Consider the following 3117-nt stretch of genomic DNA (forward strand, 5'->3'; position numbering starts at 1 on the left):
ACTACGCTGCTACGGTTTCCGTGCAATTGGTTATTGGAACAAATACTGCTCCTGCAAATATAGGAGGACTTTATCTAACCAACTCTTCTACTTTTGGAAAAGCCTTGGCAATACTAAATCAAACCGAATCGCAAGATATATTTACCGCATCTGCAAGCGGAGTTACTAAGTTTGTGATTACCAATGCCGGGAAGCTTAAGATTATTGATGGAACACAAGCAGCTGGGTATGTATTAACTACCGATGCAACTGGACTTGCCTCTTGGACAGATGTTTCCGGATCTGCCGGTCCATGGACACTTTCGGGAAACAATCTTTATCCAGACTCTACTTCCTACAATGTGGCAGTAGGAGCAGCAGATGCAGGAACTGCAAAGTTATATGTTAACGGTAATGTTGGCATCGGGACGACTGCCCCAACCGTACAGCTTCATGTTTACAGATCAGGGGCAAATGCTGACGCAAAAATTGAAACATCAAGCGGAACTAATGTTGCAAAACTATCTTTCTCAAATCAAGACCGAGTATGGTCAACAGGTGTTAGGGGAGAAATTTCAGACGGTTTTTCAATTTATTCTGAATCATATGGGGCATCTCGATTGTTTATTGATGGCACTACCACTGGAAATGTAGGAATTGGGACGACGAGTCCAGAGGATAAACTACATGTCGCAGGCGGGAATATTCTTCTTAATAATACATATGGTCTCCAGATTAAAGACGGCGGAGGAACAGCTAGAACAATTTTAACGGTAAATGGTAGTAGTAACGCAACCCTGTATGGACCTAATGATTTATATGTTAAAGGCCAAAATAATGTTTATTTCCAGTATGGTGGCGGTACCGTAATGACAATTAACTCTTCTGGAAATGTTGGTATCGGCACCACTTCCCCTCTTGCTCTTCTGGATGTTGCAGGGGCAGCAACCATAGGAGGACAGTTAACCTTTGATGCAGGCAATACTATTCAGACAACAGCAATGAATACCTTAACCTTGGGAGGAAGCACTACGGGGAATATAGTGTTGAACCCTGCCAATGCAGTGGCAGGCGGAGCAATACTTCCGAACACTAACAATGTTACAGATATAGGTAGTTCTTCCCTACAGTTTAGGAATATCTATGCTACTAACTTTATTGGTGGAAGCTCGGGAGTACAGGGCTTGTGGCAGAGAACCAGTGGAAGTCTTGCTCCGACAAACATTACAGACTCGCTTAATCTGGGAGCTATTGCTACATCTTCCGCCCTGGTTCACCTGGCAGGAACTTCGGGCGAAAACAGTTGGATAAATACGGGTAATGTGGGAATTGGAACGACAAGTCCAAGTATAGGAGACATTGCTACGGGAATAGCTAAGCTTCATATATCTGATACTGGATCTGCTGGAAGTTTTTATCCCGTTGCTCGCTTTCAAGCAGGCAATGATAGTGATAATACAGGAGCAGCTATCGTTATTAACCATAATAATGATCGTGGACTCATGATCAAAGCTGGTCGTGATATTAATGACACTGCAATTGCCCACTTAAGCATGATTACCAATGCAGCAGGCAATGTTTCTGATGTAATAACCATGAAAGGAAATGGCAATGTAGGAATAGGAATTACAGCACCAGGGGCAACATTAGAGGTTGCTGGAACATTAGAAGTTGATAATGCAGCAAGTGGCGTAATTGCTTCTCTTAAAGGTGGAGCCGATGATACTGCCTATGAATGGGTCGGATATTATTCTGGAGAAACAAGACAAGGAATTATGCTTTGGGACGGATCTTGGTCTGGTGCTGGAAACCGCACAAATGAGTTTTCATTAACTGCTGAAAACAGCAATTGGCTTACATTAAGAAGTGATATAGGAACTAGTATATTAGGCGGCAATGTGGGGATTGGGACGACGAGTCCTGGAGAAAAATTAGACATTGCTGGTGGAAGCATTCTCCTGGATTCCCTGCAATTTCTTAAATTTGGCACAGGTTTGAGCTACGTTAGCGAATACGAAACAAATAAGCTTAGGATGGGTGGCTATTCTGGTGTTGATATATATGCGGCGGTTAGTACGGCTGATTTTACCTTCACTAATAACCAAACTCCTAACTTATTTATTATTAAGGGAACTGGCAATGTCGGTATTGGCACCACCTCTCCTCTTGCTCTTCTGGATGTAGCAGGAGCAGCAACAATAGGAGGTCAACTTACCTTTGATGCAGGGAATACTATTCAGACAACAGCAATGAATACCTTAACCTTGGGAGGAAGTACTACGGGGAATATAGTGTTAAATCCTGCCAATGCAGCAGCAGGCGGAGCAATACTGCCTAATACCAATAATGTTACGGATATAGGTTCTTCTTCCCTACAGTTTAGGAATATCTATGCGAGTAACTTTATCGGGGGAACCAGTGGTGTACAGGGGTTATGGCAGAGAAACTCATCAGCATTAAGTCCTACCAATATTACCGATGACCTGTTACTTGGTGCTACTGCTACCTCTTCTGCTTTAGTTAAGTTAACAGGAACTGCAGGAAATAACTCCTGGATTAATACCGGAAATGTGGGAATTGGGACGACGAGTCCAGGGTCGAAACTAGTAGTTACTGGTGGTGGAAGTAGATTTGGAGATGCAACGGATGGTTTAGCTCTTAGTTATACAAGTGGATTTGGTCTAATTTATGGACTAGACATTGGAGGAAGTGGTTACAATGGAATCCAATTTATGACTTCCGCTACCCCTGCTGTAACAATTCTAACTTCTGGCAATGTGGGAATTGGGACGACGAACCCCACATCTTCTTTAACAGTAAATGGAGCAATTACTATACAGAGTCCAACTAGTTCCACACATGATTCTTTGTTATCTACAGGAGCAGTCAGTCCCAATGACATTCTTTATATAGATTCCAAGGGAGGTACGGGCGGGTGGACTGGAGCAATACAATTTAGAACTTCGTATAATAATGGCGCTCTGTCTCCCATAATGTCAATTGGTATGGGTAATCAAGGTGGTAACGTTGGTATCGGCACCACTTCCCCTCTTGCTCTTCTGGATGTTGCAGGGGCAGCAACCATAGGAGGACAGTTAACCTTTGATGCAGGCAATACTATTCAGACAACAGCAATGA

The 3117-nt window shown here is 43.1% G+C and carries 1 protein-coding gene; it reads left to right on the plus strand.

Annotation, left to right across the window (positions count from 1 at the left end; genetic code table 11):
* Window positions 1-20: 20 nt before the first annotated feature.
* A partial coding sequence (locus tag ACYC56_RS13790) for a beta strand repeat-containing protein (RefSeq protein WP_461374748.1) occupies window positions 21-3117 on the plus strand: 3097 nt, incomplete at its 3' end.

The organism is Candidatus Aquicultor sp. (assembly GCF_054640775.1).